Below are 25,757 nucleotides of genomic sequence, written 5' to 3'. Positions count from 1 at the left end.
GTGCGGGTGGTCTGAAAGGGCACGCCCCACTGCCGGCCGGCCGAGAGCCTGGGTGAGGTGGTCATACGGCGGTCAGCCGACTGAGACGGATCGCCGGAAGTCCCGAAATGCCTGTGGGGAGAGGAGAATTCGGGGCACTGCGGGAAGACTTCTGGGCTTCCGTGCGCTCGGAACTGGACGCTTTCGAAGGCATGTCCAATGGGCAGAGGAAGTTAGCCGAGCCGTGAGCCCCTGAGCAAGTCCAAGTGGCCTTCGTCACGGATCGGTTGGCCCGATTCGCGTATTCCGAGGACTGTCCTGAATGTTCTCACAACGGTGTCAATGGAGCGTTGATGTACCGGAATGACGGGAATCGACGTGCGCTCCGATCGAGCCCCGAAAAAATCTCCCGGGTTTCTGTTATCCGAGCCGCGCTGACAGGGTCTCCCAGGTATCGAAGGCATGCAGACTCGTAGCCACAGAGGGAGGACGGACATGACACCCGAACGGGAAGCGGCGGTCGTCACGGCTGCGCAGGCGGGGGACCAGCGGGCGCAGGATGAGCTGATCGCCGGGTATCTGCCGCTCGTGTACAACATCGTGGGACGTGCGCTGCACGGTCACGCCGACGTCGACGACGTGGTGCAGGAGACCCTGCTGCGTGTCCTGCGCAACCTGGCCGATCTGCGGGACCCGCACCGGTTCCGGTCATGGCTGGTCGCCGTCACGATGAACCAGATACGTCGGCACTGGCGCAGCAAACAGGCATCGGCCTGCGATACCGGGGTCGACGACATGGCCGGCCTGGTCGATCCCGGTGCGGACTTCGTCGACCTGACCATCATCCGGTTGGGACTTTCCGGGCAGCGCCGGGAAGCCGCCGAGGCGACCCGGTGGCTGGACGAGGACGACCGCGCCCTGCTGTCACTGTGGTGGCTGGAGGCCGCCGGTGAGCTGACCCGGGCGGAGGTCGCCGCCGCCCTGGAACTGCCCGCGCCGTTCGTCGCGGTGCGGGTGCAGCGCATGAAGGCGCAGTTGGAGGCCGCCCGGGTGGTGGTCCGCGCACTGCTGGCGGAGCCCCGCTGCCCGCAGCTCCATCCCGTGCTTGCCCGTTGGGACGGAGTCCCGACCGCGCTGTGGCGCAAGCGCATCGCGCGGCACACCCGCGACTGCGTGGCCTGTTCGGGCCACCGAAGCGATCTGATACCCGCGCAGAGCCTGCTCGTGGGCTGCGGGCTGGTACCACCGACCGCCGTGCTCACCTGGTGGGCGGCCCAAGCGGGCCACAGCACGGCGACGTTCGTCCCGGTGGCCCGGACGGTCGCTTCCGGCGACGGCGGCACCGTGACGCCGACCGCGGCGCACCGTTCCACCGGTCGCGGTGGCAGGCGGGTCGGCAGCCACCGCCGCCCAACGGTGCGCGCGCGGGGAGCCCATCTCCTCGCCGGGGGCGCCGCGGCGACGGCCGCGGCCACCGTCATCACCGTGGCGATCGGCTCCCAGGACAGCGCACCGAGGACGACCGCAGCCAACTCCCAGCCGGCACTGGTGAAGTCGGCACCCATAGCCGAAGCGCCACTTCTCACCGACTCGCCCTCGGCCACCCCCCGCCCCACCACACATCCGAGCCGGACGCCGACCCCGACGCCCCGGACGGCCGCCCCTTCCCCGTCGCACCCCGCACCGACCCGCACCGGCACACCGAGCGCACGCCCGTCCGCCCCGTCCTCCGACGCGGTCGCACAGGTTCTCGCCGTGATGAACACCGCACGAGCCGCCCACGGCCTGCCGCCCTACACCCTCACCACCGGCCTCACCCGCAGCGCCACCCGGCACAACACGGTGATGGGCAACGGGTGCGGGATGTCCCACCAGTGCCCCGGCGAAGCCGCGTTGGGAGACCGGGAGACCGCGGCGGGTGTGCACTGGGGCGCCGCGGGCGAGAACATCGGCCAGGCAACCGCCGGGGCGGACGCCCAGCAGATCGCCACCGCCGCGGTCAACCTCACCCGGGCCATGCTCGCCGAGAAGCCGCCGAACGACGGTCACCGCCAGAACATCCTCAGCGGCACCTTCACCCACGTCGGTATCGCCGTCCACCGGAACCCCGACGGCAACGTCTGGCTCACCCATGACTTCTCCGACTGAGTTGCCGTAGGCGGGGTTGAGGGTTGACCTGACCGGAGGGAAGTGTGCCGGGCTGCTCGACTGCGCCCCCTTCCCACTGCCCCCGGCGCCCGAGGGACGCGGCGGCAGGGCTGTGGCGCCACGGCCTTCGGGTGGTGCGGAATGACGGGGCAGGGAATCGGACCAGCAGTGCGAGCATCGCGTGCGCCTCCGCCAGCGCATACCAGATAGGGGTATGCTCCCGTCAAGGGCCACCGGGATGCCGTAAGGCCGCCGGGCCGCCGGGGCGCCACAAGGACTCTGCCCGGTGCGTACCGGGTCGATCGACGAGGGAATGGGAGCAGCGGTGAACAGTGCGCGCTCGCGCAGGTGGGTTTCGGCCCGGCTGTCGGCGATGTGCGCGGTGCTGTTCGGACTGTTCCTCATGCACGGTTCCCCGACCGCCGGTGCCGGTTGCCACGGACCCGTGTCCGCACCCGCATCCATGCACCATGCCCACACCGCTCGGGCCGCGCACTCCGTCGGGACCCAGATGGCTCCCGCGATGCCCTCCGCATCATCATCCATGCCTGCGGCGCATCCCGGATCTTCATCCGTGCCTGCGGCGCATCCCGGCCCGCAGTCCATGGCCGGCGATCACGGTTTCCCCTGCGTCGCGACCCCGGCCCGCGACCGGAGCATGCTGCCGGCCTTGTGGCTCCTGGCAGTTGGGATCCTGACGGTCCTCTCCGGGTGGGCGCTGATGTGGCGCCGTCCGATGGCCGGGGCTGCGGGACGGCGCGGTCCGCCGATCGGTGGCCGGGCCCTGCTCCTTCGGGTGTGTACCGCGCGCACGTGACAGGACCTTGCCCGAGCCCGTCGTACGGGCCGCGGGCGACGCGTCCTGATCATCCGCGCGCCGGTGCGGCGCGCACATCCCGAAGGCTTTCTGTGATGTCTTTCACCACTCGTCTCACCCTGCGCCGCCGCGGTCTCGCGGTGGCCGGTACCGCAGCCGTGCTCGCGCTGACCCTGGCCGCCTGCGGCTCGTCGAAGGACTCGTCCGGCTCGTCCAAGCCGGCCATGGACCACGGCGCGAAGGCGTCGGCGTCGTCCTCGGCGACCGCGCCGTCGACGCCCGGCGGTATGGACCACGGCTCGATGCCCGGCATGGACCACGGCAGCATGGGCGACGGCCTGGCCGATACCAAGGACGGCTACAAGCTGTCGTCCGACGCGGGCGAACTGCCCGCAGGCAAGGACACCGCGTACCGGCTCACGATCACCGGTCCGGACGGCAAGCCCGTCACCGGCTTCGCCGTGGACCAGACCAAGCGGATGCACTTCTACGCGATCCGCTCGGACCTGACCGGCTTCCAGCACATCCACCCGACCATGGCCGCCGACGGAACCTGGACCGCCGACCTCGCGGCCCTGCAACCCGGCACCTGGCGGATGTTCGCCTCCTTCACCCCCGACGACGGACCCGGCAAGGGCAAGGACTTCGTCCTCAGCCGCACCGTCACGGTCCCCGGGGACGCCAAGCCGACGCCGCTCCCGGGGGCTGCCACCAGCGCCGATGCCGACGGCTACACCGTCACGGTCAAGGGAGACCTGAAGGCCGGTATGGCTCACCCGATGACGGTGGACATCAGCAAGGACGGCAAGCCGGTCACCGACCTCCAGCCGTACCTGGGAACGTACGCGCACCTGACCGCCTTCCACGAGGGCGACCAGGCGTTCGCGCACCTGCACCCGCAGACCAAGGTCAACGGAGACAAGGGCGGGCCGGAGCTGTCGTTCCACGCCATGCTGCCCAAGTCCGGCAACTGGCGGCTGTTCCTCCAGTTCCAGACCGGCGGCAAGCTCCACACCGCCGCGCTGACCCTGCGCGTCAGCTGACACACACAGCCGGGGCGGCATCACGGTGCCGCCCCCGGGCTGCGGGCGGCCGGTGGCGGATGGGAAGGTCGGTGATCGGTGCTCAGCGACCGAACAAGCCGGTCACCGACGCGGCCGGCCGCACTGCCGCCGGCCGCACTCCCTGACTCCCTGGCTCCCTGGCTCCCTGAGAGTTCCCGTCGACTCCCTGAGGAGCTCACGTCCTGAGGAGCTCATCCTGAGGAGTACACGTTCCGAGGAACGTCTCGCCGGCGCAGTCCCGGCCGTCTTCGCGAGCCCACGGCTGCCTGACCGGGGCGGAGGCGTTCCTCACCGTGCTGGGGGAGTGGCCAACGGGCCGGTCAAGAGCGCGGCGGCCCCCTGCTCGGCGAGGTCCTCGGCGTGCGCCGGTAGGACCCCGCCTCCGCGCAGGTGGCGGCGGACGAGCGCGAGCGGCAGGTCGATCAGGGCGAGGCTGACCCGGTCGGCGGCCTCCGGACCGTGGAGATCCAGGGCATCGGCAAGGGCCGCGAGAGCGGAGTGGACGCGCTGATTGCCGAGTTCGGCACGGCGGCGGTGCGGTGCGGGCCAGTGGGCGCGGTCGAAGGCGTCCGCGCCGTGGAGCAGCACGGCGGTCTGCTCAGGATGGGCGCGGCTCCAGGCAACCACGTGGCGAGCCGCCCCTCGTGCCGCCCGCGCGGCGTCGCAGTCGGCTGCCTGGAGAACGGCGAGGTAGCTCTCCTGGAAGTTCTCCACGGTGCGTAGCCATGTCTGCGCCAGCAACTCGGTGCGTCCGGCGAAGCGGTGGTAGACGGAGCCGCTGGGGGCGGCCAGCTCGGAAGCGACCGCGGACATGGTCACGCCCGCCGGGCCGGCTGCCGCGGCCCGGCGTACGGCGGCGTCGAGGAACTGGTCGATGGTGAATCGGGCTGGCCTGGCCATGAAGTAGAGAGTACCCTCTAGAATATTGGAGAACGCTCTCTGAAATACGTGGCGAGTCTGAACTGTGAGGCGAGGGGGAGAACGCAATGGGCGTGTACAACGTGCACGAACGCCTTCTGGCGGCGAAACAGGGCGAAGTGGGGGCGCTGATCGACACACTCGCCGGTGACAGCGATGCGCTCTGGCCGCATGACAACTGGCCACGCATGTGCTTCGACGGTCCCTTGGCCGTCGGAGCGGTCGGCGGACACGGACCCATCCGCTACACCGTGACCGCCTACGTCCCCGCAACCTGGGTGCGCTTCACCTTCCGCGGGCCACGGGGCTTCGACGGTTTTCACGAGTACACGGCCCTGGCCGTCGACGAGCACCACACCCTGCTGCGCCACACGTTGGCCATGCGCGCCCGCGGCCCGGCCCGCCTTGCCTGGCCCCTGCTGTGGCGCCATCTGCATGACGCGTGCCTGGAAGACAGCATGGACCGCGCCGAAGCCATCTGGAGCGCGCCGACGCACCCCGCGCGATGGAGCCGCTATGTGCGCCTCCTGCGGCGCCTGGCAGCCACGGCCGACCGAGGAGCAGCGCCGGCATGACCACCGGCGCTCGTGAACCACCAGCATCAGGTCGTCATCGAGTGCAGCTGGGCGAACTCGTCGGCGAGCATGCCCATCATGACGACATCGCGGTGGCGGCCGGCGAGGAACGCAAGCTCACGCAGACGGCCCTCCTCAACGAATCCGAGCCGGCGATGGAGGGCCAGCGATGCCTCGTTGTGCGCGAAGATCCGTACCTGGCACTTGTGGTAGCGGTGCTCGGCGAACATGAACCGGAGCAGCAGCACAGCGGCTTCCGCCGCGTAGCCCCGGCGGCGATGCTCGGCGCCGATCGTGACGCCGTACTCGAACCAGCCCGAACGCGGGTCGGCGTGGTGGGAGCCGACACCGCCGACGATCTCACCCGTATCAACCGCTTCGACCGCCAGTTGGAAGCGGTCGCTGTCAGGCTTGACGGACGCCTGCTGCTCCGCCTGGAGCCGGTAACTCTCGGAGGAGCGCGGCGGGTTCAGCAGATCTCCCAGACGCTCCTCGTCCTCGGCGAAACGCTGGAACGCGATCGCGTCGCCGGGCTCAATTCCGCGCAGACGGACACGCTTTCCCACCCAAAATGATGTCATCCCTTATTGGATCATTCCGGTCGTCTTGCGTCCAGGCGCTGCGAGAAGCCGTGGGAACCGCTGGCGACGGGCGGCTTGACCCGACCCCTGGACGAAGAACGGCTCTGCCCCATCGTCAGTACGGACAGACGTGCTGGGACCCGCCATTCCGCCATCCGTAGCCAGGGCGGCCCCACTGCCTTGAGCACCCTTGCTGGGGTGTCGTCGCCGAGCCGCTACCGAGTGGTGTCGGGCCCCACCGACGGCAGGTAGCGCGGCGCTCGCCAGGCATGAAGCCGGTGCTCCACCGCGGCTCCCAGTGACAGGAGTTCGGCGTCCTGGCGGTCACCGGCCATCAGGAGCAGCCCCACGGGTAGCCCGTTCGCGGAGCCGGCGGGGACCGACAGTGACGGGTATCCGGCCACGGCCGCGGGGGTCGAGGACGGGATGATGTCGTTGTCGCCCCGCGCGCAGTCGGTTGTCCAGGCGGGCGGGTTCGTCGGCGCGGCGATGGCGTCCAGCCGGTGGGCGGCCATGGTCTCGTCGATGGAACGCTGGGCGAGGTCCTTCAACTGGGCACGTATGGCCCGGTAGTGGGGATCGGTGGTGGGTGGTGCCGCGAGCGCCTTCTCGAACAGTTCCTGGCCGGCGAAGCAGGTCCGCTCCTTCGGGTGGCTCCGGTTGAAGGCGATCAGCTCGGCGAGGTTCTGCGGCCCGTGGCGCGTGGCGAGGTAACCATCGATGTCCCGGTGGAACTCGCTGAGCAGCGCGGGGTATTCGAGCTCGGCCAGGCGCTTCTGGTACGGGGGAGTCACCTTGACGACCTCGGCGCCTGCGTCACGCAGCCGCTCCGCGGTACGGGTCATCACGGCATCCACCTCCGCTCCCAACGAGGGCAGCCGCCACAGGCCGATCCGCTTGCCCCGCAAACTCCCGAGGTGCGTCAACTGGCCGGAGAATGACTGGCGTTCATCGCCATGTGTGGTGTCGCCGCCGCTGAGCACCGCAAGGGTGAGGGCGGTGTCGATCACGTTGCGGGCCATGGGGCCCGCGGTGTCCTGCTCGGCGGAGATCGGGACCACCCCGGCTCGGCTGACCAGGCCCAGGCTGGGCTTGTGCCCGACCACCCCGTTCATCCCGGCCGGGCACACGATGGAGCCGTCCGTCTCGGTACCGATCGCCACCTGGGTCAAGGACGCGGCCAGCGCGGCGGCCGACCCCGCCGAGGACCCGCACGGGTTCCGGTCCAGTACGTAGGGATTGTGGGTCTGCCCGCCCACCGCCGACCACCCTGATGTCGGTTTCGCCGCACGGAAGTTCGCCCACTCGGACAGATTGGTCTTGCCGAGGATCACCGCCCCCGCCTCCCTCAAGCGGGTCACCAGGGTGGCGTCGCGCTCCGGCGGGCTGCCGGCCAGCGCCAGCGACCCGGCCGTCGTGGGCAGATCGCGGGTGTCCACGTTGTCCTTGAGCAGGACGGGAATGCCGTCGAGCGGGCCGCGGATGTCACCACGGCGGTGCCTGGCGTCGCTGGAGGCCGCCTGGTCCAGCGCTGTCGGGTCGGTGTACAACACCGCGTTGATCTTCGGGTTGATGGCCTTGATCCGCTGCGAGTAGACGGCGGTCAGCGCTGTCGAGGTCAGTGAACCGTTCGCCATGCGTGCCTGTAATTCCGGGATCGTCACCGTGTCCAGATCGAATCCCGGGCTCGGGGGCAAACCGGCCTGCGGCGGACTACCGGCGCCGGATTCGGCCGCCGCCGTGCCCGGATTCGGTGCGCCGGCACACAGGGAGCCCGCGACCAGGGCGCCGATCAGCGTGGCAATGCTCCGCTTCCTCATGCTCCTCATGACGAGCAGCGGACTACGGCCCGGCCTCACGGCGCAAGAGTCTTTCGCGCCGCTCTCCCCACAACGACGATCTTCCCACCGAACGGAACGGCGCCTGGTGGACATTGGGACTGCTATTACCGCCGGAAGCACCCCGTCTTCGCTATGCATGTATCCGGGAGACCTTCTGGCGGAGGCGTTGCGGTCCGCCGCGTCGGAGCGGCCGACCCACGGTGGCCCGGCAGACCAGACTCCGCCCCGCTCGCCGGTCCGGCCCGCTTCTTCTGAAAGGGAGTAGGTCGTGTCCGATAGGCCGCTATAGCCGATTCAGCCTACGGCGGCGGGGGCCGTACGGTAACGACATTGACGTTGACTCGTTGGCATGGCATGACAAATTCGCGTCGTGCACTCGCCGGTTTCGCGCTTGCGACCGTGCTTCTTGGTCATATGTCGGTACAGGCTTTGGCCGCCTCGGAAGACGAGGGCCCGATTCAGCCTCACGTTCAGATGCCCCTGAGCGGCCTCTTCACGGACCACGCCATTCCGGTTGATTGGAGAATCCTCGGGGCACGTCTCTGATCTGCACCAGCGACGTGCCGGGCACCAGGTTCGACCTCGGGGCTCAGCGGTCTTACGGGTGGGCGTCGGCCTCGGTGGATGGCGCGGTCGTTGTACTGCCGGCGGTGCCGGGCGGTGATTCCGTGGGACGATGCGGTCGCGGTGTGAGCCGATATGCGAAGAGGCCCTGCTCGAACCTGGGCGGGGGCCTCTTCGCGTGGCTGTCGCGCTCACTCATCCGCTGACTCGTCGACGCGCTTCAGCTTCATAAGCGAAGTGACGATGACGAGCTGAGACTTCCGAGCGGTGGTCCAGGGGAACGCAGGGCTATTCGCTCCAAAGATGCCCTTCTTTTCTGTTGCGATCCGAGCTTGTCCCGTCGCCAAGTCCACAAGAATTGGCTAGATCTGGCCAACTTTCCAATAAATCGCGGGTTTTGAGCTATTCCCTTGGTTCATACAGAACTTCACCGGCATTCATGCTCCTGCCCGCAGCATCCGCGACAACGGCACCATCCGCACCAGCCGACCGTCGCACGACTTCCGCACTGTTGCCGAAGGAGTGCTGGGACGCCGCAGAGGAAGTGCGCCGGTGCATCACAACATCAACTCGGCGATCAGCAGCACGAAGAACAGGGCGAAGGAGGCGATCGCGGCGACGGCCGCGCCCGCGGACAGCCTGCTGAGGGCCAGCAGCAGTGCGTCCCATGGTTGGGGGTTGGACCGTAGCGGTACGCCCTTCTCGACGGAGACCCGCCGGGGCATCGCGCACAGGAAGAGCAGCAGCAGGGCCGCGCCGCTCAGGATGCCGAAGATGACGGCGAGAACCATTGCGGCCCTGTGTGCGTCGCCGCGCTGACCTTGTGCGTCCCTGAGGTGGCGCGGGGCGATGAGGCGGTCGGACGGGCAGACGCAATCCGACGGAACTGACGATTCGGGGCCGACGAGGGCCACGAACGCCCTTGCCGGGCGGGCAGTTGACGATCGATATCCATGAGGCCGCCGGGCGAAGTCGCGCTGCGTTCCCAGGGGAATCCTTTGCCGTTGCCCGGTTTCCACTTGACTCAGGGTTCACTACTTTTCAATAAAGCCACCACTGACAGGGGTGGCATCACTGAGTGCACGTGCGCAGCTCATCACCGGCAGCTTGGCTCTTCCCTGATAAGACGTCACCTCTCTATGGCGTCGGTATGTCCTGCGGTATGTCATGTTCTTGACACTTCCGGAGAACGTGACCTTGCGGACGTCCCCGGAGCGCCGACCGCCGGCCCTTCCCCCCTACGGAGGTCGTTCCCATGCGTTCTCTACGAAAGGGCAGATCCGACCGCACGAGAGGACTGGCGCACCGCGCCGTCCCGGTCCTGCTGTCGGCGACAACCCTCGTCATCGGCGGTGTGGTCGCCGCCGGCCCGTCCAGTGCCGCGGCGGCGTCGGCAACCCACGCGTCCCCCGCCTCGTCCGCGGCCAGCACCAAGGTCCACATCCGTCATTTGTGCTCCCACCCGTCGGAGCCCGGCTACATGGCGTGCAACGCGGTGGCCCGCACAGACATCAAACAGCAGCTGTCCGTGGGGCCGGACTCCGCCCCCTCCGGCTACGGCCCCAGTGACCTGCAGAGCGCGTACAACCTTCCCCAGTCGGGCGGCAGCGGCCAGACCGTGGCGATCATCGATGCCAACGATGACCCCAACGCCGAACAGGACCTCGCGACTTACCGCGCCCAGTACGGGCTGCCCGAGTGCAGCACCGCCAACGGCTGCTTCCAGAAGGTCGACCAGAACGGCGGCACCAACTACCCGGCTCCTGACGCGGGTTGGGCCGGCGAGATATCCCTCGACGTGGACATGGTGAGCGCGGCCTGCCCGTCGTGCCACATCCTGCTGGTCGAGGCGAACAGCGCCAGCATGGACGACCTGGGGACCGCGGTGAACCGCGCGGTCACCATGGGCGCCAAGTACGTCTCCAACAGCTACGGCGGCTCCGAGGACTCCACCGACCCCGCGTCCGACGAGAAGTACTTCAACCACCCGGGTGTCGCCATCACCGTCAGCTCCGGTGACAGCGGCTACGGCGTCGAGTACCCGGCGGCGTCGCAGTACGTCACCGCGGTCGGCGGCACCTCGCTCCAGCAGGACAGCAGCGCCCGCGGCTGGTCCGAGACCGTCTGGGGCTCCAGCGCAGGTGGTAACGGCGCAGGCTCCGGCTGCTCCCAGTACGACAGCAAGCCTTCCTGGCAGCAGGACACCGGCTGCAGCAACCGCACCGTCGCGGACGTCGCCTCGGTCGCCGACCCCGCCACCGGCCTCGCGGTCTACGACACTTACCAGGCCAGCGGCTGGAACGTCTACGGCGGCACCAGTGCTTCGGCCCCGTTCATCGCCGGCGTCTACGCCCTGGCCGGCACCCCGGGTTCGTCCGACAACCCGGCCTCGTACCCGTACAGCCACTCCACCGCGTTGAACGACGTCACCTCCGGCGCCAACGGCACCTGCTCCCCCTCGTACCTCTGCACTGCGGGCCCCGGATACGACGGCCCGACCGGCCTCGGCACCCCGAACGGCACTGCGGCCTTCACACAGTGAGATGGCAGGCAGCAACGGTGCGAGACGACGTGAGTGCCGTGAGCAGGCACTGACGCGGTAAGCCGTCACGTCGCCGACCGCCACAACCGACCGTCACAGTCCGGTGGCCCTCGAAGGCCACCGGACTGTGACACGCAACGGCGAACCGTGGGCGCGCGGTCGACTGGGAATCCCGGCCCTACCAGCCCACCTCGCCGGTCGAGTCGAAGAGCCGTCCGCTGGGCCCGTCGGCCGTCAGGGCCAGTCGCACGATCGTCGCGGCGCTCTGTGCGGCCGTACTGGTGCCGGTGTGGTTGTTGAGTGCGGTCGCCGTGAAACCGGGATCGACCGCATTGATCAGAAAGCCCGGCAGAGCGCGGGCGTACTGGTAAGTGAGCATGTTGAGGGCCGTCTTCGAGACCGGGTAGACCAGTCCGTGCAGTTGGGACTCCATGCGCTCGGGGTCGTCGTTGACGGAGAACGATCCCCGGCCGCTCGTCACATTGACGATGCGCGGTCGCTTGGACTTGTGCAGAATCGGCAGCAGGGCGTGGGTAGTTCGGACCGCGCCGAGGAGGTTGACGTCCATGACGTCGGCGAAGTCGTCGGCGGTGGTCTCCTCCACCGCGGGGCGGGTGCCGCCGATGCCGGCGTTGTTGACCAGCACATCGAGCCTGCCGTACTCGGCTTCGATCCGCTCTGCCAGCGCGTCGACCTGGGACCGGTCCGTCACGTCGAGGGCCGCGAACCGCACGTCGCCCGCACCGGCCGACAGCTCGCGCGCGACCGCACGGCCCCGTTCCGGGTCCCGCGCTCCGAGATACACCACCGCTCCCGCAGCCGCGAGTTGACGGGCCACCTCCCGTCCGATCCCTTGGCTGGCACCCGTCACCATGGCTATGTCCGCACTCGTCATGGCACCATCATCCAGCTCCGTCGCCCCGGAGCAGGGCGGGACGCTTTACCGGCTCCTTGTCCCCTGGCGCGACAGGCCGTTCGGGAATGTGCCGGAGCAGTTCCGACGCGTCATGCCGTGCCCCGTTGCGCGACGTTCTTTGTACGTCCTTTGTGGGATGGGGCAGGGCCGCCGTCCGAGGCCGTTCAGCCGCTGACGATCCGGATCACGGGCATGGGCACGGCCGCCCCACCCATCGCGCTGAACCGCCCGTTCGGTGGGAGGAGAACCATCCGCCCGATGCCTCTCGACCAGGGCTTTCTTGCCCTGGGAAGCCGGTTTCGCCGGCCTGGCACGAGTTCGGCCGCAAGACCTGCGGTGCCGAAGTCTTCGGCCAGGGCCCGGCGGGTAACGGTCTCGCCGGGCCCTGGGCGGCGCGGGCCAACCGGAGCGATTCCCACGAGTTGGCCTCGGCGCCGGGCTGCCCCAGTCGCCGTCGACCGGGTCAGCGGGGCATCAACGGTCAGCGGGCAGGCCGAACAGCTGCCGGGGATTGTTGGCCGTGTAGTTGTCCGACCCCATGGCCGGGGGGTTGCCCGTTCCCTTGGACGTGTCGGCTCCCATGCCCGAGGTGCCGGACATGTCGCCTGGTTCGCCGTCGGCGGCGGCAGCACCCGCCGTGCCGAGGACGGCGAGGACGGCGACAGCGGTGGCGGCCACAGCGGTACGGATACGCATGTGATTCCTTCCTGTAGGGGGTGTGTCATGGGGAGCGATATCGCCGGATGTGTTCGCGGAAACCCGGATGACATTGATCGCACCGCGCTACCACCCCAACAGCCCAGCAACTGCCCGGCGCGCAACGGCAACCGTGGCTGACTGGCGTATCGGCCGACGCGATCCCGCGATTCCTCGGCACGTTTCGTCGTCATCGCATCGGGCCGAAGTTGCCGGATGATCCCCGAAATCGGGGCGACATGTCAGCCCGTCCTCGCCCCAGCTGGCAGAAGACTGAGCTGAACTCGTGGACAGGGCGGTCGGGTTCGCGAACCAGATGGCGATCCCCGGATCGTCGCGCGCTGTCCTGGACAACAGACGACTCACGTGATTAGCCTCTCTGTCCAGAGATGGATAGAAAATCCAAACTCTGTACAGGCGGCGCACCTCCGAGCGCTGCGGACCCCGCTGCATCGGAGCCGACAGGAGGAACACCATGGGTCACGTCTCAGGCGGCGAGGGACAGGGCGCAAGCTCTGACGCCGCGTCCGACGCCGATTCCGCCCCCACGCCCGGGGCTGTGGCCGATTCCGCCGCCGACGCCGACGAGCATCTGATCCGGGAAGCCGAGAAGATCGCCGTCGCTCTGGGCCGGATGTTTCCGGGACTGTGCGAGGTGGTCCTGCACGACCTCCGCAACCCTGAGCATGCCGTCAGAGCGATCGAGAACAACCTGTCCGGGCGTCAGGTAGGGGATTCCGTAACCGAGTTGGGCCTGTTGCGCATCCACGATCCGCATTACCCCAGCGTCGTTCAGAACTACCCGAACCAGTTCCCCGACGGACGTCCAGCGAAGAGCACCTCGATCGGCATCAAGAACGCCGCGGGCGAGTACATCGCGGCACTCTGCCTGAACCTCGATGTGTCCGTGTTGTCGCCGGTGACGCTGGCGCTGTCGAACCTCATGGCCACGGAGACCCAACACCGTGAGCAGCCTCTGGAGACGCTGCGGGACCGCAACGCACGTGAGCTGCGCCAGGCGGTCGAGGCCCGCGCCGCGGAGCGCGCCGGAACCCCCAGGTCGCTGAGCCGGTCCGACAAGAAGGCGCTCGTACAACAGCTGCGCCGGGACGGCTACTTCGACTCGCGCGACGCCGCACAGACCATCGCGGACCTGCTCGGCGTGTCCCGGGCGACCGTCTACAACTACGCCAGGTGAATGAGCGCGGGTATGAGCGACGTTGGCAAGGGACCGACTTCACGCGCCGCTACCAGCGGTGGCGGTGGCCGGGATCCTTGCGCTCGAAGCGGCGCGCGCCGCGTTCGCCGCGTCGGTGGAGGGCGCCGCCTTCCCCAGTCTTGTCGCGCACGGATTCGCTCCCGGCCCCCGTCCGACGCCGGCCGGCCCCGAACCCCACCCCCGATCCACGCGAGGACGCACTGTGCCTGCTGACCTGCCCATTACCTTCGACGACGTCCGCGAGGCCGCCACACGCCTGCAAGGCATCGCCCACCGCACCCCCGTGCTCACCTCCCGCACTCTCAACTCCCTGGTGGGAGCCGAGGTGTTCATCAAGTGCGAGAACTTCCAGCGCGCCGGCGCCTTCAAGTTCCGCGGCGCCTACAACGCCGTGGCCCAACTCCCTCCTGAACAGTTGGCCCAGGGCATCGCCGCCTACTCCTCCGGGAACCACGCACAGGCCACCGCCCTGGCCGCCCGGGAACTGGGCACCGGCGTCGTGGTGCTGATGCCCGAGGACGCCCCTCGCTCCAAGCGGGAGGCAACGGCCGGATACGGCGCGGAAGTTGTCACCTACGACCGCTACACCCAAGACCGTACGGCGCTCGGGCAGGCCCTGGCCGCAGACCGCGGCCTGGCCCTGATCCCGCCCTACGACCACCCGCATGTCATCGCCGGCCAGGGCACCGCGGCCCTCGAACTCTTCGAGGAGACCGGCGCACTCGATGCCCTGATCGTGCCTGTCGGCGGCGGTGGTCTCATCGCCGGCAGTGCCACCGCGGCCAAGGCACTGCACCCTGGCATCCAGGTCATCGGGGTCGAGCCGGTCAACGCCGACGACACCAAGCGCTCCCTGGAAGCAGGCGAACGCATCGAGATCCCCGTTCCCCGCACCATCGCCGACGGGCAGGCCATCTCCACGCCCGGTGAGATCACCTTCGTCGTCAACCAGCGCCTGGTCGACGACATCGCCCTGGTCAGCGATGACGACATCCGCGACGCCATACGGTTCGCCTTCGAGCGCCTGAAGATCGTCCTCGAACCGAGCGGCGCAACGGCCCTGGCCGCCCTCCTCGCCGGCCGCGTTCCCAACCCACCTCTCGCCGGCCGCGTCCCCAACCCACCTCGCAGGATCGGCCTCATCGCCTCCGGAGGCAACATCGACAGCCGGCGATTCGCCCAACTCATGGGATCTTGAGGGAGACATCGGCCGACACCCATGCCCCTCGGCGTGCGCTGCCTCACTCTCACTCGCCAACGATCACCGTCTCGTCCGCCTCCCGCGCCCCCGCCGCCGCACCGAACCGCGTCGGCGCGCTACGCATGGCTACGGCGCTTCCTGCCATGGCCTGCTCGACGCCCACAGACGCTCCTCTCGATATAAGACGGTAGCAAAACATTTCGGTGTCCGATGTAATCTGGAGTCATGGCCACTCGTATGACTCCGCGCCCCTCCAGGAGGCGGTGGTCGGCCGTGCTCACGACCGAGCGCGCCCGCCCGGACGGGATACGTTCGCGACCGAACGCGTGGTGGTTCGCGGTGGCCGCGGTGTGCTTCGGGGCGTTCATGGGACAGCTGGACGCCAGCATCGTCACGCTGACCTACGGAAGCCTGCGTACCGAGTTCCATGCGTCGCTGGCGGCGGTGGAGTGGGTTTCGCTGGCGTATCTGCTGACCTTGGTGGCATTGCTGGTGCCGGCCGGACGACTGGCGGACGCGCACGGCCGCAAGCTGCTGTACCTGTACGGATTCGCCGTGTTCACGCTGGCCTCCGCGGCGTGCGGACTGGCCCCGTCCCTGGTCACGCTGGTCGTCTGCCGTGTCGTGCAGGCGGCCGGGGCGGCCATGATGCAGGCCAACAGTGTGGCGCTGGTGGCGACCAGCGCGCCGCGTGCGCGGATGCGCCGCGCGCTCGGCGTCCAGGCCGCAGCACAGGCGCTGGGACTGGCGCTGGGGCCGACCGTGGGCGGCGTGCTGGTGTCCACGTTGGGCTGGCGCTGGGTGTTCGGGGTGAATGTGCCGATCGGGCTGATCGCCCTGGTGGGCGGGCACTATCTGCTCCCGCGGACCAGGGCCCGCACCCGCGTCGCCCGCTTCGACTGGGCCGGTCTGGGACTGCTGACAGTGGCGACCACCAGCGCACTGCTGGGGGTGTCGGCGGCCTCCGGACTCCCCGTACCGGCCTGGGCGGTGGCGCTGCTGTTCGCCGTGGCTGCGGGGGCGGGTTGGGGCTTCGTCCGCCGTCAGCGACTGACTGTCGCGCCACTGCTGAACCTTGCTCTGCTACGGGTACCGGCCGTGGCGTTCGGACTGACCGGGGCGCTGAGCGGCTATCTGGTGCTGTTCGGGCCGCTGGTGCTGGTGCCGGTCGTCATGACGGCACAGGGCTCCTCGGACCTGGCCGCCGGAGCGGTTCTCACGGCGTTGCCCGCCGGGTTCGCGCTGGCCGCGACCGGCGGCGACCGGCTGCTGCCGCACTCCCTCACGGACGCGAAACGGTGCCTGGTGGGGGCCGGCGTATTCAGCCTCGCGATGGCAGCGCTCGTGGTGGTCCCGCTGACCACCGCGGCACTGGTACCGATACTGGCGCTGGCGGGACTGGGACTGGGCACCTTCACCCCGGCCAACAACACCATGATCATGGAGGCCATACCCGCGCACTCCTCCGGCACGGGCGGCGGACTGGTCAACATGACCCGCGGCCTGGGCACCGCACTGGGAGTCGCGCTGGTCACCCTGGCCCTGCATCTGGCAGCCGGCGGCGGGACCGAAGCCGGGGCCCGGTGGTCCGCGACGATCCTCGTGGGAGTGTCTGCGGTCGCAGCCGCCGCGGCATGGCTGGGACCGGACTCCGCCTCCGCCGCGGCACGGCGCGCTCAGTGACCGGAAGGCCCAGGGAAGGCCCGCAGCGACGTGATGTGGCCGGCGGATCCTGGTGGGCGCGTGACGTCCGGCCGAGCGCCAACCCCGATGCGGCCGGTCCGCTAGCTCCGGCCGCTGCTGCCCGGTCGCGGAGGCCAACCCGGCGCCCCGCCATACCCGTTACGAGCCCTTCTTGCCGGGCGCCGGGGTGTCCACCGGCACGTCCTCTCCTTCCCGGGCTCCGGCATATGGTCGCGCGTCGTCGTCGCCCGGCTTGGGACGGCGGGTGGCGATCAGGTACACCAGCGCACCGAGGAACAGCGCCAGGGAGACATAGTCGTTCAGGCGCAGGCCCAGGAAGTGGTTGGCGTGATCGATACGCAGCGCCTCGATCCAGGCACGCCCCGTGGTGTAGGCGAGCACATAGCAGGCGAAGAGCCGGCCGCGCCGGAGCCGAGGGTAGTAGCGGGCCGAGAGCCACAGCAGCAGCCCCATCACGCCCAGGTCCCACAGGGACTCGTACAGAAACGTCGGGTGGTGCAGGGCGACCGTGGGGCTGTCGGCCGGGCGGTGCGCCGGGTCGATGTACAGCGCCCACGGCAGGTGGGTGGGGCGGCCGTACAGCTCCTGGTTGAAGTAGTTGCCCCAACGGCCGATCGCCTGGGCCAGTACCAGACCGGGGGCCGCGGCGTCGGCGAAGTCGGCCAGCCGGATGCCCTTGCGGCGGCACCCCAGCCAGGCACCCACCGCGCCGAGCGCCACCGCACCGGGAATGCCCAGACCGCCGTCCCAGATGTACAGGGCGTGGATCGGCTGCCGGCCGGCGGCGAAGTACAGCTCCGGGTCGGTGATCACGTGGTACAGGCGGCCACCGAGGACCCCGAAGGGCACCGCCCAGACCGCGATGTCGGCGATGTCGTCCCGATGACCTCCCCGGGCCTCCCAACGGCGCCCGGTGAGCCATACGGCGACGAAGATGCCGGCCAGGATGCACAGCGCGTACGCGCGGATCGGCACCGGCCCGAGATGCCACACCCCCTGGGACGGGCTGGGCAGGTACGCCAGGTTCATGGTCACGACCGTTCATGCACGCACGGGACCCGGCGCGGGGCCGGGGAGGACCCGTACGACGATACATCGGACACCGAACCTTTTGCGGTGCGGGCGTCCCGCGCGATCGCCACCCGGTGCACGACACAGCAGGCAGGACCGTGCCCCGGTCCGGCTACGCTTGGCGCATGTCTGCGCAGTCCCGCTCCGAGGTCCCGCCGCCCCGGCCCACCGGCGAGGAGCCGGACGCCCGTCTGCTCACCGAGGCCGTCACGCGCCTGCGCCGCGCGCTGCGCGCATCGATCCGCACCGACTACCCGTGGGAAGCGCTGCCCATGGCACAGGTGGAGCTGTTGCAGGTACTGGGCGAGCACTCGCCCGCCCGGATCAGCGACCTCGCCACCCGCCAGCGCCTGGCCCCCAGCACCGTGAGCGGGCTGATCGGCCAGATGATCTCCGCAGGACTGGTCGCCCGGGACGTCGACCTCGCCGATCGCCGCGCCTCCGCCGTCACCCTCACCGACGCGGGGCGCGAACAACTCGCCGCCTGGACCGCGGCCCACGAACGCCGCATGGATGCCGCGCTCTCCGCTCTCGACGACACCGAACGCGCCGCCATCGTGGGTGCCCTGCCCGCCCTGTTCCAGCTCGCCGAGAAGCTGGGCGAGCCCCTCGGCGACGAATAAGACGAAGAAGAGGAACCGGAACCGCATGAGGTTCCCTGCTGCGGGCGTTTGACGGAGATCCGCGCGCTACGGCGTGCCCCCAACCGAACGTCCACGCATCCGCCCCCCCATCCATCACCGGTCAAGGGGACTTGATCGGCTCCGTACGGCGAAAGCTCACGAATCCTGGACGAGAGTCCCCTGGTGGTAAAGGACTTTCCACCCGTCTGCATCCTGCTGCCAGATCGTCACCCGTCGAGACGTCCGTCCGTTGAGGACCAACGTATAGGTCAACAGATAGACATCCGCCGCCAGTTCACGGCAGCGGAACTCGGCGGCCTCCCACTCCTCGGCCGGCGGATCCTTATGTCGCTCTTCCAGGACATCGAGTACATGGGCACGGTCGTAGCGTTGCCCTGATGCGCCCGTCTCCCAGAAGTCCGGCGCTGTCATGGCCGCAAAATCAGCCCTGGTCGTTCCGAACTCGGTTCGGTGAAACAGTGGTTCTCGGCGGATCAGTTCATCCAGGACGCGGCTCAGCCGCTCGTCGGTCACGAGGTTGGGTTCCACCCGCACCATCAAACAGCGATGAAGCCGATCCGGCATCTCGATTACGGGTGGGTGTCAACGCCCATATGTGCGGGCTTCGGGGCGAGTCCCGGTGCCCGGCCGTCGGCCGGGCACCGGGACCCTCTGCCCTTACTTCTGGAAGGCGCTGTTGTTGCAGCCCATGGTGGAGCCCAGCCTGGTCTGCTGTGCACCCGCGGCGCCCTCACCGTTGAGCGCGTTACCCAGCGCGCCGTCGAGGACGCCGACCGCACCGAGGACGTCGATGTTCAGATCGTGCGACCGGCACTGAGTGCCCTGGGAGACATCGAAGGGCCCTTCCTTCCCGCCCCCCTTCCCGCCTTGTTGCTCGTCGCTGGAGAAGGAGGAGTTCCCGCCCTGGCTCCCGCCGTGGGCGATTGCGGGGCCGGCGCCGAGGAGGCCAACGCTGCCCAGTACGGCAATCACAACGGCGGCCTTACGAAGCTTGCGCATTTCATCTCCGGTAGGTCGGTCGAAAGCGATCAAAAATTGATCGGCTTCGTACGGCTATGAAACTAATGCGGAATATGTCCCAACTCCTCAGTGACACGCTGAGTTTCACGACTACCGAGACCCGGATACACCCTGCTTATCGGATAACCCACACTCCTGGTGGGGTCAGGGGTATCGGTCGCAGTACAGGGAACGGGGCGACACCATGCCATCGGCCAGAGGCGTGGGGCGGCGGTGATCCGCCGACCGCCGATCCGCTCCGACAAGCGCGGAGGTGTCTGCTTCCCTCTGCACCCTCACTCACTGCCGTCCCCCTGATGTTGCTCTGTCCATGACGGCGGGACGGGAGGCGCCGACGAGAAGGAAGCGTCACTTCTGACAACCAGGCGTGCCGCGCGCGGATTCCCGGTTTTGCTGTGACATTCCCCTGTCGTCCCATGCCTTCTCCTCACATCTCTCACCTGTGCATACTCCGCCCCTGTCGCCTCGTCCCAAATCCCCAAAGGATGAGGGCGGTTCGAAAGGAGCTGGTGGTAGCGATGACATCCGACAAGGTCTCTGCGGGGGATGCCGGCGCCTGGTTTCTCGGGGACTTCAGAGTCAACCGGATCGGCCTGGGTGCCATGCGGCTGACTGGTCGTGCCGCCTTCCACGAAGGCACTCCACGCGATCGGAGCCAGGCGATCGGCGTGCTGCGCCGCGCGGTCGAGCTCGGCGTCAACCACATCGACACCGCGGCGTTCTACTTTTCGTCGCTGCGCTCCGCCAACGAGCTGATCAACACGGCCCTGACGCCGTACCGGGACGACCTGGTCATCGCCACCAAGGTCGGCCCCGTACGGGACGCGTCCGGCGAGTGGGCCGCTCCGGCGCGCCCCGAGCAGTTGCGCGGCCAAGTCGAGGAAAACCTGCGTCAGCTCGGTCGCGACCACCTGGACCTGGTCAACCTGCGCATCATGGGGCAGGCTGCGATCAGCGAGCACTTCGGGGCTCTCGCCGAGCTACGCGACGCCGGGCTCGTCCGCCACCTCGGCATCTCCAACGCCAGTCTGGACCACCTGGCGGAGGCCCAGGCGATCGCGCCCGTGGTGTGCGTCCAGAACCGCTACGGCATCGACGCGCGCGGTGGCGAGCAGATGCTCCACGCATGCGCCACACATGACATCGCATTCGTGCCCTACTTCGCCATTGCCGGCGACGGGCGGGAGTCAGGAGCCGGCCGTAGCGAACACGAGCAGGTCCTCAACGTCGCCCATGCACACGGGATATCACCGGCACAGGTACGCCTGGCATGGGTCCTGCACCAGGGACGGCACGTCCTGGCCATTCCGGGAACGGGCAACCCGGACCACCTCATTGACAATCTGGCGGCCGGGACCCTGCAACTGTCAGAGGAAGAACTCGGACTCCTCGACTCCATCGGCCACCCCGCAGTCTGACTCCGGCGACCGGCAGCCGCACTTGAGGAGGGGCGGGAGCAGGAACGGCTCTCGAACGGACCGGAGGCGGCAACGCGGCCGAGCGGAAGCCGTTGTCAGCTGAAGCGGAGTACGCGCCGCCGGCAGGTCCACCCATCGGTGATCGGACCGCATGAGGCATTCCGGCTCGTGTCGTTCCTGCTCGGCGGGGCCGCACAGCCGGATGACGGTGAACCGGAGGTGTACCAGGCCGATGTCACCGTTGCGTTGAGCCTTCTCCCGTTGGTTCGGGGGGAGTTGGACGAGCTGGAGACCGGGCTCCTCCAGATGGCGCGGAGTGTGGTCTGTTTGCGTCGAACGAGAGGCGAACGAGATCAAGTTTCGAGGAATCTTGATTCCGAGTAATTAGTGGTGACGTTCGGGCTGGGTGGCCTGAAGCTGCTGTTTGGTGGGGGAGTTGGGGGCATCAACCCCGCTCTTTGCTTTCGCGCTGGAGGGATCCTCCCTTGTGCGTACGCCAATTCAGGCCATTCGTGATCAGGTTCCCCTCAATTTATGGCGTCGATTGGTGCGGCGTATCCGTGAAAGCATCCGTGATGCACTGCAGAGTCCTTCGATGTCGGAGGGTAGGGGGAAGTGGGGGACGCTGTATGGATTATGGGTTATGGATTTCCGGGGTTCGACTTGCATCCCCTCTGTAGTTGCCGGAACGCCCTCTTACGGTCCTGACTCCTCGTTTGTCCGAGGGTGATGCCCGCCATGGGAAGTTGCCCCGGTAGGAACTCGCTGGCAAAGGAACTCGTCATGAAGATGAAGAAGATCATCGCCGCAGCGGGTGTCGCTGCGGCCGGTGTGGCAGTCGCCATATCCTCTCAGGGCGTCGCGCAGGCTGCGACGAATCCGCAGGTGGCGTCCCTGAAGACGCCTGTGCGGGCTGCGACCCTGACGAGCGATGCAGCTGCCGCTCCGCGCTCGTCTCAGGCCGACTGGACCCCGCCGGCCGGTTACACCCTTGAGCGCTCGTTCATGGGTGATGACGCCTCCTGTCGCAAGATGGGCGACCAGGGAGTGGCCGACGGAAAGTGGCATCAGTATGTCTGCCACGAGGAGATGGTGAAGATCACCGATCTCTGGATGCTCTACCAGTACCTGTACGTCAAGAAGTAATCCGTGACAGGTTCCGTTGTGCGTGACGCCGGACATGGCCTGTGGAGGGAGGACTACCGGGATTTGGTCGCTCTGGCCTGAACTGGGTCTTTGTTCCTTCCCTCGGACATGATCGCCACCCCGGCCGCCGGTCTCCGCGACCGCGACCGGGGTTCCGGGCAACCCGCCCATGGGCTGGTGATCTGACCGGCGGCCATGCCGCGGACCGGGACGGGGATCACCACCTGCGGGCCATTGCGTCAGCCGTTGTTCAGCGGCTGTGATCCTTGCGGTGACCCATTGGTTTGGGTAGCGCCGGCCACGGCACTATCTGTAAGGCTCTTCGGCATGACCTTGCTCCACGTCGCGCCGACGAGGCCGAAGGCCTGGTCGGCGAGAGGCTGGGGTGACGCTTGGGCTGGTGTGGCGATGAACCCGAAGAACGCGAAGGTTCCGAGGATGACAGTGGCGATTCGGCTGCGACGCACTAACTACTCCCTGAGGTAAGGCAGTTGGCATTCCAGGCGGCAACTTTCCCCGCCCGTTCGCCGATACGCCCAGTGTCCTTCGTGTGGGTGGCGAGGGAACGATTTACCGCGGCCTCGCGCTGGGCTCGTCCGGCGTCTGTTCCCTTTTCCGCGTTCTCCCGCATCCCCGACGTCGACCCGTGCTGAGCGGACGGACGAGAAGCCCAGGCACCGCGTGCACGGTGCGGCGCGATCCCGATCCTGTGGCCGACATGTGGAACGGTACGGCTCCACCGAAGGCGCGTCTCAGGGGGGTTCCTGCGTGCGGGCGCCGTAGCGGAGTCCGTCGACGAGCAGGGCGATGACGCGTTGCGTATGGCCGCTGTGGTCCTCATGGGCGGGCAGGGTCAGGTTGGCCACGGCGCGAAGCAGGTCGTCGGGTTCGATGTCGGAGCGGATTTCGCCGGCTGTCGCCGCGGTGTCGAGGAGCGCACCGAGGACGGGCAGGAAGCGCTGCTGGAAGTGGGCGGGCAGGCTGTCGTAGGCCGGGTCGCCCGAGTGCAGGGCGGTGGTGAGTCCGCGTTTGGTGGCGATGAAGGCAGCGAAGCGCTGCAACCACTGGGCGAGCGCTTCGACGGGTTCGTGCCGGGCCGCGAGGGCGGGAGCGGCATCGGCGCAGGCGTCGGCTTCATGGCGGAAGACGGCGGCGATGAGGTCCGAGCGCTGTGGGAAGTGCCGGTAGAGAGTGCCTGCTCCGACGCCCGCCTTGGCGGTGATCCGTCGCACGGGGGCGTCCACGCCGGAGTCGGTGAACACCTCTGCCGCCGCGGTGAGCAGGGTGTCGATGCTGCGCTGCGCGTCGGCGCGCATGCGCTGAGGGGGGTGCTCCCTGTCCGTCAGGCCATCCCCGTCCCCCGGGCCATCGATGTCCGTCGGGCCATCGGTCATGGTGCCCTCCTCCTGCCGGCCGGAACGGCGATCCGTGGCGCCGTAATGGAACATCGTTCCGCTTACCCAAGCGTAGCGCGCTGCAACAGGCACCGCCCACACCGCACGCAGGAGCCATGAAGCGCCGCACACCAGGGTGAACCGAGAACAAACACCGGCCCGGACCGATACCGGAGAATGGCCGACTCGCGGCAGGCGCTCTCCCGGCCCACTGCCGTATCGCCTACGGTGTCGCCCATGCCGTACGGGACCCCCAGCAACGACCCGGCGCCGGCGCCGTCGCGCCGCCACATTTTCGGGGACGACGCCGAGCAGTACGACTCGGCCAGGCCCGGCTATCCCCACCAACTCGTCGATGAGGTCCTGGACTTCGCTGCTCTGACGGCGGGCCGGCCGGCGCTGGAGGTAGGTGCCGGAACCGGCAAGGCGACGCTGGCCTTCGCACGGTCCGGCGTACCGCTGACCTGCGTCGAGCCGGACGCCCGTATGGCCCGGGTGCTACGGCATCGCTGCGCGGAGCTGCCCGACGCCAGCGTCAGCATCGAGGTCGCCGACTTCGAAGCCTGGCGCCCCGCACGACGCTACGGGTTGCTGTACTGCGCACAGGCATGGCACTGGGTCGACCCGGCGGTGCGCTGGGCCAGGGCACAGGCCGCACTCTCTCCCGGCGGAGCGATCGCCCTCTTCTGGAACCACTGGATTCTCCAGTGCGGCGAACTGGCGGACCGGCTGACCGCCGCCCACACTCGGCTCGGTATCGAGATACCGCCGGACACCCTCCTCGATCCCCGCCCCCGTCCCGCACGCCGGGGTCCCGAATCCCGCCAGTGGCGCGAGATGACGGCGACCGGTTTCGTCGACCCGGACCACCGCCTCTACACCTCCGTACACGAACGGTCCACGTCCGCACTCATCGGCCTGTTCGCCTCCTACAGCGGCTACCGCGCGCTGCCGTCGCAGGCACGGAAAAAGGTCTTCGACGCGATGACCCGCATCGTGGACGAACACGGCGGAGGCGCACACGTGAAGGTGATCACCAGCCTCTTCCTGGGACGGACGCGGGCCGATGCCGCCTCTTCAGGCGCGTAGTCGTAGGGAGGCCGGGGCTGTTCCGCTGCGGTTCACCGCCCTGGGGCGGTGGCCGGGTGACGGGTGACGGGTGGCGCAGGCCAAAGGCACTCAGGGGTGCATTCGGGCGCCCTTGAGTACCTTGTCGACCGCGTTGCGCGGCCCGTACACGGCGAGCCCGACCAGATCCAACTGGTCCTTCGGGACGGTCCGGACGGCTGCGCGGTTGTCACGGTCGTTGCCGGTGGCGAAGAGGTCGGAGGTGAACACCGACAGGGGAAGCGCGCGGGACAGAGCGCGGCCGTGCGCGGCGGTCAGGGTCTCCTTCGCCCCTTCGAAGGCCAGGACGGGCTGGCGGAACATCGGCAGGTATGCGGTGCCGTCGGCGTCGGCATACGGTTCGCCGATCACTTCGGGAAGTTCCGTGCCGAGCCCGCTGACCAGGAACGCGGTCACGTTCAGCCGCTGCCAGGGCGCCAGGTCCTCGCGCAGCAGAACGGCGATCTTGGTGTCGAAACGTACGGGAGTGATCTCGGTGGTCATGACTCCGAGCCTGCCGATCGCGCCACCGGACCGTCTTGTACGTTCCTTGCATGTGCAGCCGGCAGCAGATTTCCGCGTGGCGCCCGCAGGTGCCGGGTGTCGTCGAGGTCTTCCACGCCCACTTCACCGACCACGCGTACCCGATGCACGTGCACGACGTGTGGACCTTGCTGATCGTCGACGACGGTGCGGTGCGCTACGACCTCAACCGCCGCGAGCGCGGCACTCCGCATGGCACGGTCTCCCTGCTGCCGCCGCAGGTACCGCACAACGGCTCACCCGCCACCGCGGATGGCTTCCGCAAGCGGGTGCTCTACCTCGACCTGACACAGCTGGACGAGAGCTTCATCGGGCCGGCGGTGGACGGCCCCGACCTGGTCGACCCGCTTCTGCGCCGCCGCGTCGGGCAGTTGCACACGGCCCTGGCGCACCGCGGCGACGAGTTGGAAGCGGAGAGCCGCCTGGCCCTGATCGGTGAACGGCTGCGCGGTCACCTGCGGCCCCGGCTCGTCACCGATACGCCCAGGACCGGCCGTGGTCCGGCCCACAGCCTGCGTGATCTTCTCGACGAACGGCTGCTCCACGGGATTTCGCTGGAGGAGGCCGGGAAGTTGGTGCACGCCCACCCTGCGCACCTGGTGCGGGCCTTCAGCGGCGCGTTCGGTATCGCTCCCCATCAGTATCTGAC

At 68.7% G+C, this 25,757-nt stretch carries 24 protein-coding genes; 13 read left to right on the top strand and 11 right to left on the bottom strand.

Features of this window, described 5'->3' with window-relative positions; all coding sequences use genetic code 11:
* Positions 1-474 precede the first annotated feature (474 nt).
* Together RZ84_RS03590 and RZ84_RS03580 are read left to right on the top strand one after the other, a co-directional pair.
* On the top strand, positions 475-2,127 hold the full coding sequence (locus RZ84_RS03590; protein WP_043263057.1) for a sigma-70 family RNA polymerase sigma factor: 1,653 nt from the start codon (positions 475-477) through the stop codon (positions 2,125-2,127).
* Positions 2,128-3,039: 912 nt separating this feature from the next.
* The gene (locus RZ84_RS03580) at positions 3,040-3,987 is read left to right on the top strand and encodes a hypothetical protein (RefSeq protein WP_043263056.1); all 948 of its coding nucleotides are present in this window, start codon (positions 3,040-3,042) and stop codon (positions 3,985-3,987) included.
* Between the two features lie 309 nt (positions 3,988-4,296).
* On the opposite strand, the gene RZ84_RS03575 is transcribed toward RZ84_RS03580, so the two are convergent.
* The gene (locus RZ84_RS03575) at positions 4,297-4,908 is read right to left on the bottom strand and encodes a TetR family transcriptional regulator (protein WP_043263055.1); all 612 of its coding nucleotides are present in this window, start codon (positions 4,906-4,908) and stop codon (positions 4,297-4,299) included.
* An 86-nt stretch (positions 4,909-4,994) separates the two neighbouring features.
* On the opposite strand from RZ84_RS03575, the gene RZ84_RS03570 reads away from it, so the two are divergent.
* On the top strand, positions 4,995-5,501 hold the full coding sequence (locus tag RZ84_RS03570) for an SRPBCC family protein (protein ID WP_043263054.1): 507 nt from the start codon (positions 4,995-4,997) through the stop codon (positions 5,499-5,501).
* A gap of 26 nt (positions 5,502-5,527) precedes the next feature.
* Here RZ84_RS03570 and RZ84_RS03565 read toward each other — a convergent pair whose 3' ends face one another.
* The 3 genes from RZ84_RS03565 to RZ84_RS03555 all read right to left on the bottom strand — a co-directional run bounded on the left by RZ84_RS03565 (position 5,528) and on the right by RZ84_RS03555 (position 9,278).
* Positions 5,528-6,067 carry a GNAT family N-acetyltransferase gene (locus tag RZ84_RS03565; protein ID WP_347232727.1) on the bottom strand — a complete coding sequence of 180 codons (540 nt, stop codon included), beginning with the start codon at positions 6,065-6,067 and terminating at the stop codon, positions 5,528-5,530.
* Between the two features lie 230 nt (positions 6,068-6,297).
* A complete protein-coding gene (locus tag RZ84_RS03560) occupies positions 6,298-7,902 on the bottom strand; it encodes an amidase (protein WP_043263052.1) in 1,605 nt (534 codons plus the stop codon).
* 1,142 nt (positions 7,903-9,044) lie between these two features.
* Entirely contained in the window at positions 9,045-9,278 is a 234-nt protein-coding gene (locus RZ84_RS03555) for a hypothetical protein (RefSeq protein ID WP_043263051.1), read from the bottom strand.
* 464 nt (positions 9,279-9,742) lie between these two features.
* On the opposite strand from RZ84_RS03555, the gene RZ84_RS03550 reads away from it, so the two are divergent.
* Complete coding sequence (locus tag RZ84_RS03550) at positions 9,743-11,029, top strand: S53 family peptidase (RefSeq protein ID WP_241777549.1); 1,287 nt, start codon at positions 9,743-9,745, stop codon at positions 11,027-11,029.
* A 178-nt stretch (positions 11,030-11,207) separates the two neighbouring features.
* Here RZ84_RS03550 and RZ84_RS03545 read toward each other — a convergent pair whose 3' ends face one another.
* Positions 11,208-11,924: an SDR family NAD(P)-dependent oxidoreductase gene (locus RZ84_RS03545; RefSeq protein ID WP_043263050.1), complete on the bottom strand. Its 717-nt coding sequence runs from the start codon at positions 11,922-11,924 to the stop codon at positions 11,208-11,210.
* 495 nt (positions 11,925-12,419) lie between these two features.
* Positions 12,420-12,641 (bottom strand): hypothetical protein, encoded by a 222-nt coding sequence (locus tag RZ84_RS03540; RefSeq protein WP_043263049.1) that lies wholly within the window; start codon positions 12,639-12,641, stop codon positions 12,420-12,422.
* A 475-nt stretch (positions 12,642-13,116) separates the two neighbouring features.
* Here RZ84_RS03540 and RZ84_RS03535 point away from each other — a divergent pair, with 475 nt between their 5' ends.
* The 3 genes from RZ84_RS03535 (at position 13,117) to RZ84_RS03525 (ending at position 16,744) form a co-directional block, all read left to right on the top strand.
* On the top strand, positions 13,117-13,839 hold the full coding sequence (locus tag RZ84_RS03535; protein ID WP_078893552.1) for a helix-turn-helix transcriptional regulator: 723 nt from the start codon (positions 13,117-13,119) through the stop codon (positions 13,837-13,839).
* A 223-nt stretch (positions 13,840-14,062) separates the two neighbouring features.
* Positions 14,063-15,058 carry a pyridoxal-phosphate dependent enzyme gene (locus RZ84_RS03530; RefSeq protein WP_043263048.1) on the top strand — a complete coding sequence of 332 codons (996 nt, stop codon included), beginning with the start codon at positions 14,063-14,065 and terminating at the stop codon, positions 15,056-15,058.
* A 276-nt stretch (positions 15,059-15,334) separates the two neighbouring features.
* The gene (locus RZ84_RS03525; protein WP_043263047.1) at positions 15,335-16,744 is read left to right on the top strand and encodes an MFS transporter; all 1,410 of its coding nucleotides are present in this window, start codon (positions 15,335-15,337) and stop codon (positions 16,742-16,744) included.
* Between the two features lie 159 nt (positions 16,745-16,903).
* On the opposite strand, the gene lgt is transcribed toward RZ84_RS03525, so the two are convergent.
* Entirely contained in the window at positions 16,904-17,794 is an 891-nt protein-coding gene (lgt, locus tag RZ84_RS03520; protein WP_052230415.1) for a prolipoprotein diacylglyceryl transferase, read from the bottom strand.
* 167 nt (positions 17,795-17,961) lie between these two features.
* Between lgt and RZ84_RS03515 the strand changes: the two genes are divergently transcribed.
* Positions 17,962-18,459 (top strand): MarR family winged helix-turn-helix transcriptional regulator, encoded by a 498-nt coding sequence (locus tag RZ84_RS03515; RefSeq protein ID WP_043263046.1) that lies wholly within the window; start codon positions 17,962-17,964, stop codon positions 18,457-18,459.
* Between the two features lie 156 nt (positions 18,460-18,615).
* On the opposite strand, the gene RZ84_RS03510 is transcribed toward RZ84_RS03515, so the two are convergent.
* The gene (locus RZ84_RS03510) at positions 18,616-19,008 is read right to left on the bottom strand and encodes a nuclear transport factor 2 family protein (RefSeq protein ID WP_043269044.1); all 393 of its coding nucleotides are present in this window, start codon (positions 19,006-19,008) and stop codon (positions 18,616-18,618) included.
* A 129-nt stretch (positions 19,009-19,137) separates the two neighbouring features.
* A complete protein-coding gene (locus tag RZ84_RS03505; RefSeq protein ID WP_043263045.1) occupies positions 19,138-19,479 on the bottom strand; it encodes a hypothetical protein in 342 nt (113 codons plus the stop codon).
* 539 nt (positions 19,480-20,018) lie between these two features.
* On the opposite strand from RZ84_RS03505, the gene RZ84_RS03500 reads away from it, so the two are divergent.
* From RZ84_RS03500 to RZ84_RS03490, 3 genes are all read left to right on the top strand, one after another.
* A complete protein-coding gene (locus RZ84_RS03500) occupies positions 20,019-20,918 on the top strand; it encodes an aldo/keto reductase (RefSeq protein WP_043263044.1) in 900 nt (299 codons plus the stop codon).
* Between the two features lie 99 nt (positions 20,919-21,017).
* Entirely contained in the window at positions 21,018-21,302 is a 285-nt protein-coding gene (locus RZ84_RS40515) for a hypothetical protein (RefSeq protein WP_241778006.1), read from the top strand.
* 399 nt (positions 21,303-21,701) lie between these two features.
* Complete coding sequence (locus RZ84_RS03490) at positions 21,702-22,064, top strand: hypothetical protein (protein WP_043263043.1); 363 nt, start codon at positions 21,702-21,704, stop codon at positions 22,062-22,064.
* Between the two features lie 752 nt (positions 22,065-22,816).
* On the opposite strand, the gene RZ84_RS03485 is transcribed toward RZ84_RS03490, so the two are convergent.
* A complete protein-coding gene (locus RZ84_RS03485) occupies positions 22,817-23,380 on the bottom strand; it encodes a TetR/AcrR family transcriptional regulator (RefSeq protein WP_198540116.1) in 564 nt (187 codons plus the stop codon).
* Between the two features lie 315 nt (positions 23,381-23,695).
* On the opposite strand from RZ84_RS03485, the gene RZ84_RS03480 reads away from it, so the two are divergent.
* Positions 23,696-24,547, top strand: coding sequence for a class I SAM-dependent methyltransferase (locus RZ84_RS03480; protein WP_043263042.1), 852 nt, complete (start codon positions 23,696-23,698; stop codon positions 24,545-24,547).
* Between the two features lie 90 nt (positions 24,548-24,637).
* Here RZ84_RS03480 and RZ84_RS03475 read toward each other — a convergent pair whose 3' ends face one another.
* A complete protein-coding gene (locus RZ84_RS03475) occupies positions 24,638-25,069 on the bottom strand; it encodes a DUF2000 domain-containing protein (RefSeq protein ID WP_043263041.1) in 432 nt (143 codons plus the stop codon).
* Positions 25,070-25,119: 50 nt separating this feature from the next.
* Here RZ84_RS03475 and RZ84_RS03470 point away from each other — a divergent pair.
* The coding region (locus RZ84_RS03470) for an AraC family ligand binding domain-containing protein (RefSeq protein WP_241777548.1) at positions 25,120-25,757 on the top strand (638 nt) is incomplete at its 3' end.

It is taken from the genome of Streptomyces sp. CT34 (assembly GCF_000805335.1).
GTDB lineage: Bacteria > Actinomycetota > Actinomycetes > Streptomycetales > Streptomycetaceae > Streptomyces.
The sequence above is the reverse complement of the archived record's forward strand: the minus strand, read 5'-3'. Positions and strand labels throughout refer to the sequence as shown.

Excerpts from the sequence above, each read along its gene's own strand:
- RZ84_RS03485 (WP_198540116.1), bottom strand. The coding sequence starts at position 23,380 with ATGCGCGCCGACGCGCAGCGCAGCATCGACACCCTGCTCACCGCGGCG.
- RZ84_RS03475 (WP_043263041.1), bottom strand. The coding sequence starts at position 25,069 with ATGACCACCGAGATCACTCCCGTACGTTTCGACACCAAGATCGCCGTT.
- RZ84_RS03570 (WP_043263054.1), top strand. The coding sequence starts at position 4,995 with ATGGGCGTGTACAACGTGCACGAACGCCTTCTGGCGGCGAAACAGGGC.
- RZ84_RS03505 (WP_043263045.1), bottom strand. The coding sequence starts at position 19,479 with ATGCGCAAGCTTCGTAAGGCCGCCGTTGTGATTGCCGTACTGGGCAGC.
- RZ84_RS03500 (WP_043263044.1), top strand. The coding sequence starts at position 20,019 with ATGACATCCGACAAGGTCTCTGCGGGGGATGCCGGCGCCTGGTTTCTC.
- RZ84_RS03515 (WP_043263046.1), top strand. The coding sequence starts at position 17,962 with ATGTCTGCGCAGTCCCGCTCCGAGGTCCCGCCGCCCCGGCCCACCGGC.
- RZ84_RS03560 (WP_043263052.1), bottom strand. The coding sequence starts at position 7,902 with ATGAGGAAGCGGAGCATTGCCACGCTGATCGGCGCCCTGGTCGCGGGC.
- RZ84_RS03575 (WP_043263055.1), bottom strand. The coding sequence starts at position 4,908 with ATGGCCAGGCCAGCCCGATTCACCATCGACCAGTTCCTCGACGCCGCC.
- RZ84_RS03490 (WP_043263043.1), top strand. The coding sequence starts at position 21,702 with ATGAAGATGAAGAAGATCATCGCCGCAGCGGGTGTCGCTGCGGCCGGT.
- RZ84_RS03550 (WP_241777549.1), top strand. The coding sequence starts at position 9,743 with ATGCGTTCTCTACGAAAGGGCAGATCCGACCGCACGAGAGGACTGGCG.
- RZ84_RS03535 (WP_078893552.1), top strand. The coding sequence starts at position 13,117 with ATGGGTCACGTCTCAGGCGGCGAGGGACAGGGCGCAAGCTCTGACGCC.
- RZ84_RS03540 (WP_043263049.1), bottom strand. The coding sequence starts at position 12,641 with ATGCGTATCCGTACCGCTGTGGCCGCCACCGCTGTCGCCGTCCTCGCC.
- RZ84_RS03545 (WP_043263050.1), bottom strand. The coding sequence starts at position 11,924 with ATGACGAGTGCGGACATAGCCATGGTGACGGGTGCCAGCCAAGGGATC.
- lgt (WP_052230415.1), bottom strand. The coding sequence starts at position 17,794 with ATGAACCTGGCGTACCTGCCCAGCCCGTCCCAGGGGGTGTGGCATCTC.
- RZ84_RS03555 (WP_043263051.1), bottom strand. The coding sequence starts at position 9,278 with ATGGTTCTCGCCGTCATCTTCGGCATCCTGAGCGGCGCGGCCCTGCTG.
- RZ84_RS03580 (WP_043263056.1), top strand. The coding sequence starts at position 3,040 with ATGTCTTTCACCACTCGTCTCACCCTGCGCCGCCGCGGTCTCGCGGTG.
- RZ84_RS03480 (WP_043263042.1), top strand. The coding sequence starts at position 23,696 with ATGCCGTACGGGACCCCCAGCAACGACCCGGCGCCGGCGCCGTCGCGC.
- RZ84_RS03590 (WP_043263057.1), top strand. The coding sequence starts at position 475 with ATGACACCCGAACGGGAAGCGGCGGTCGTCACGGCTGCGCAGGCGGGG.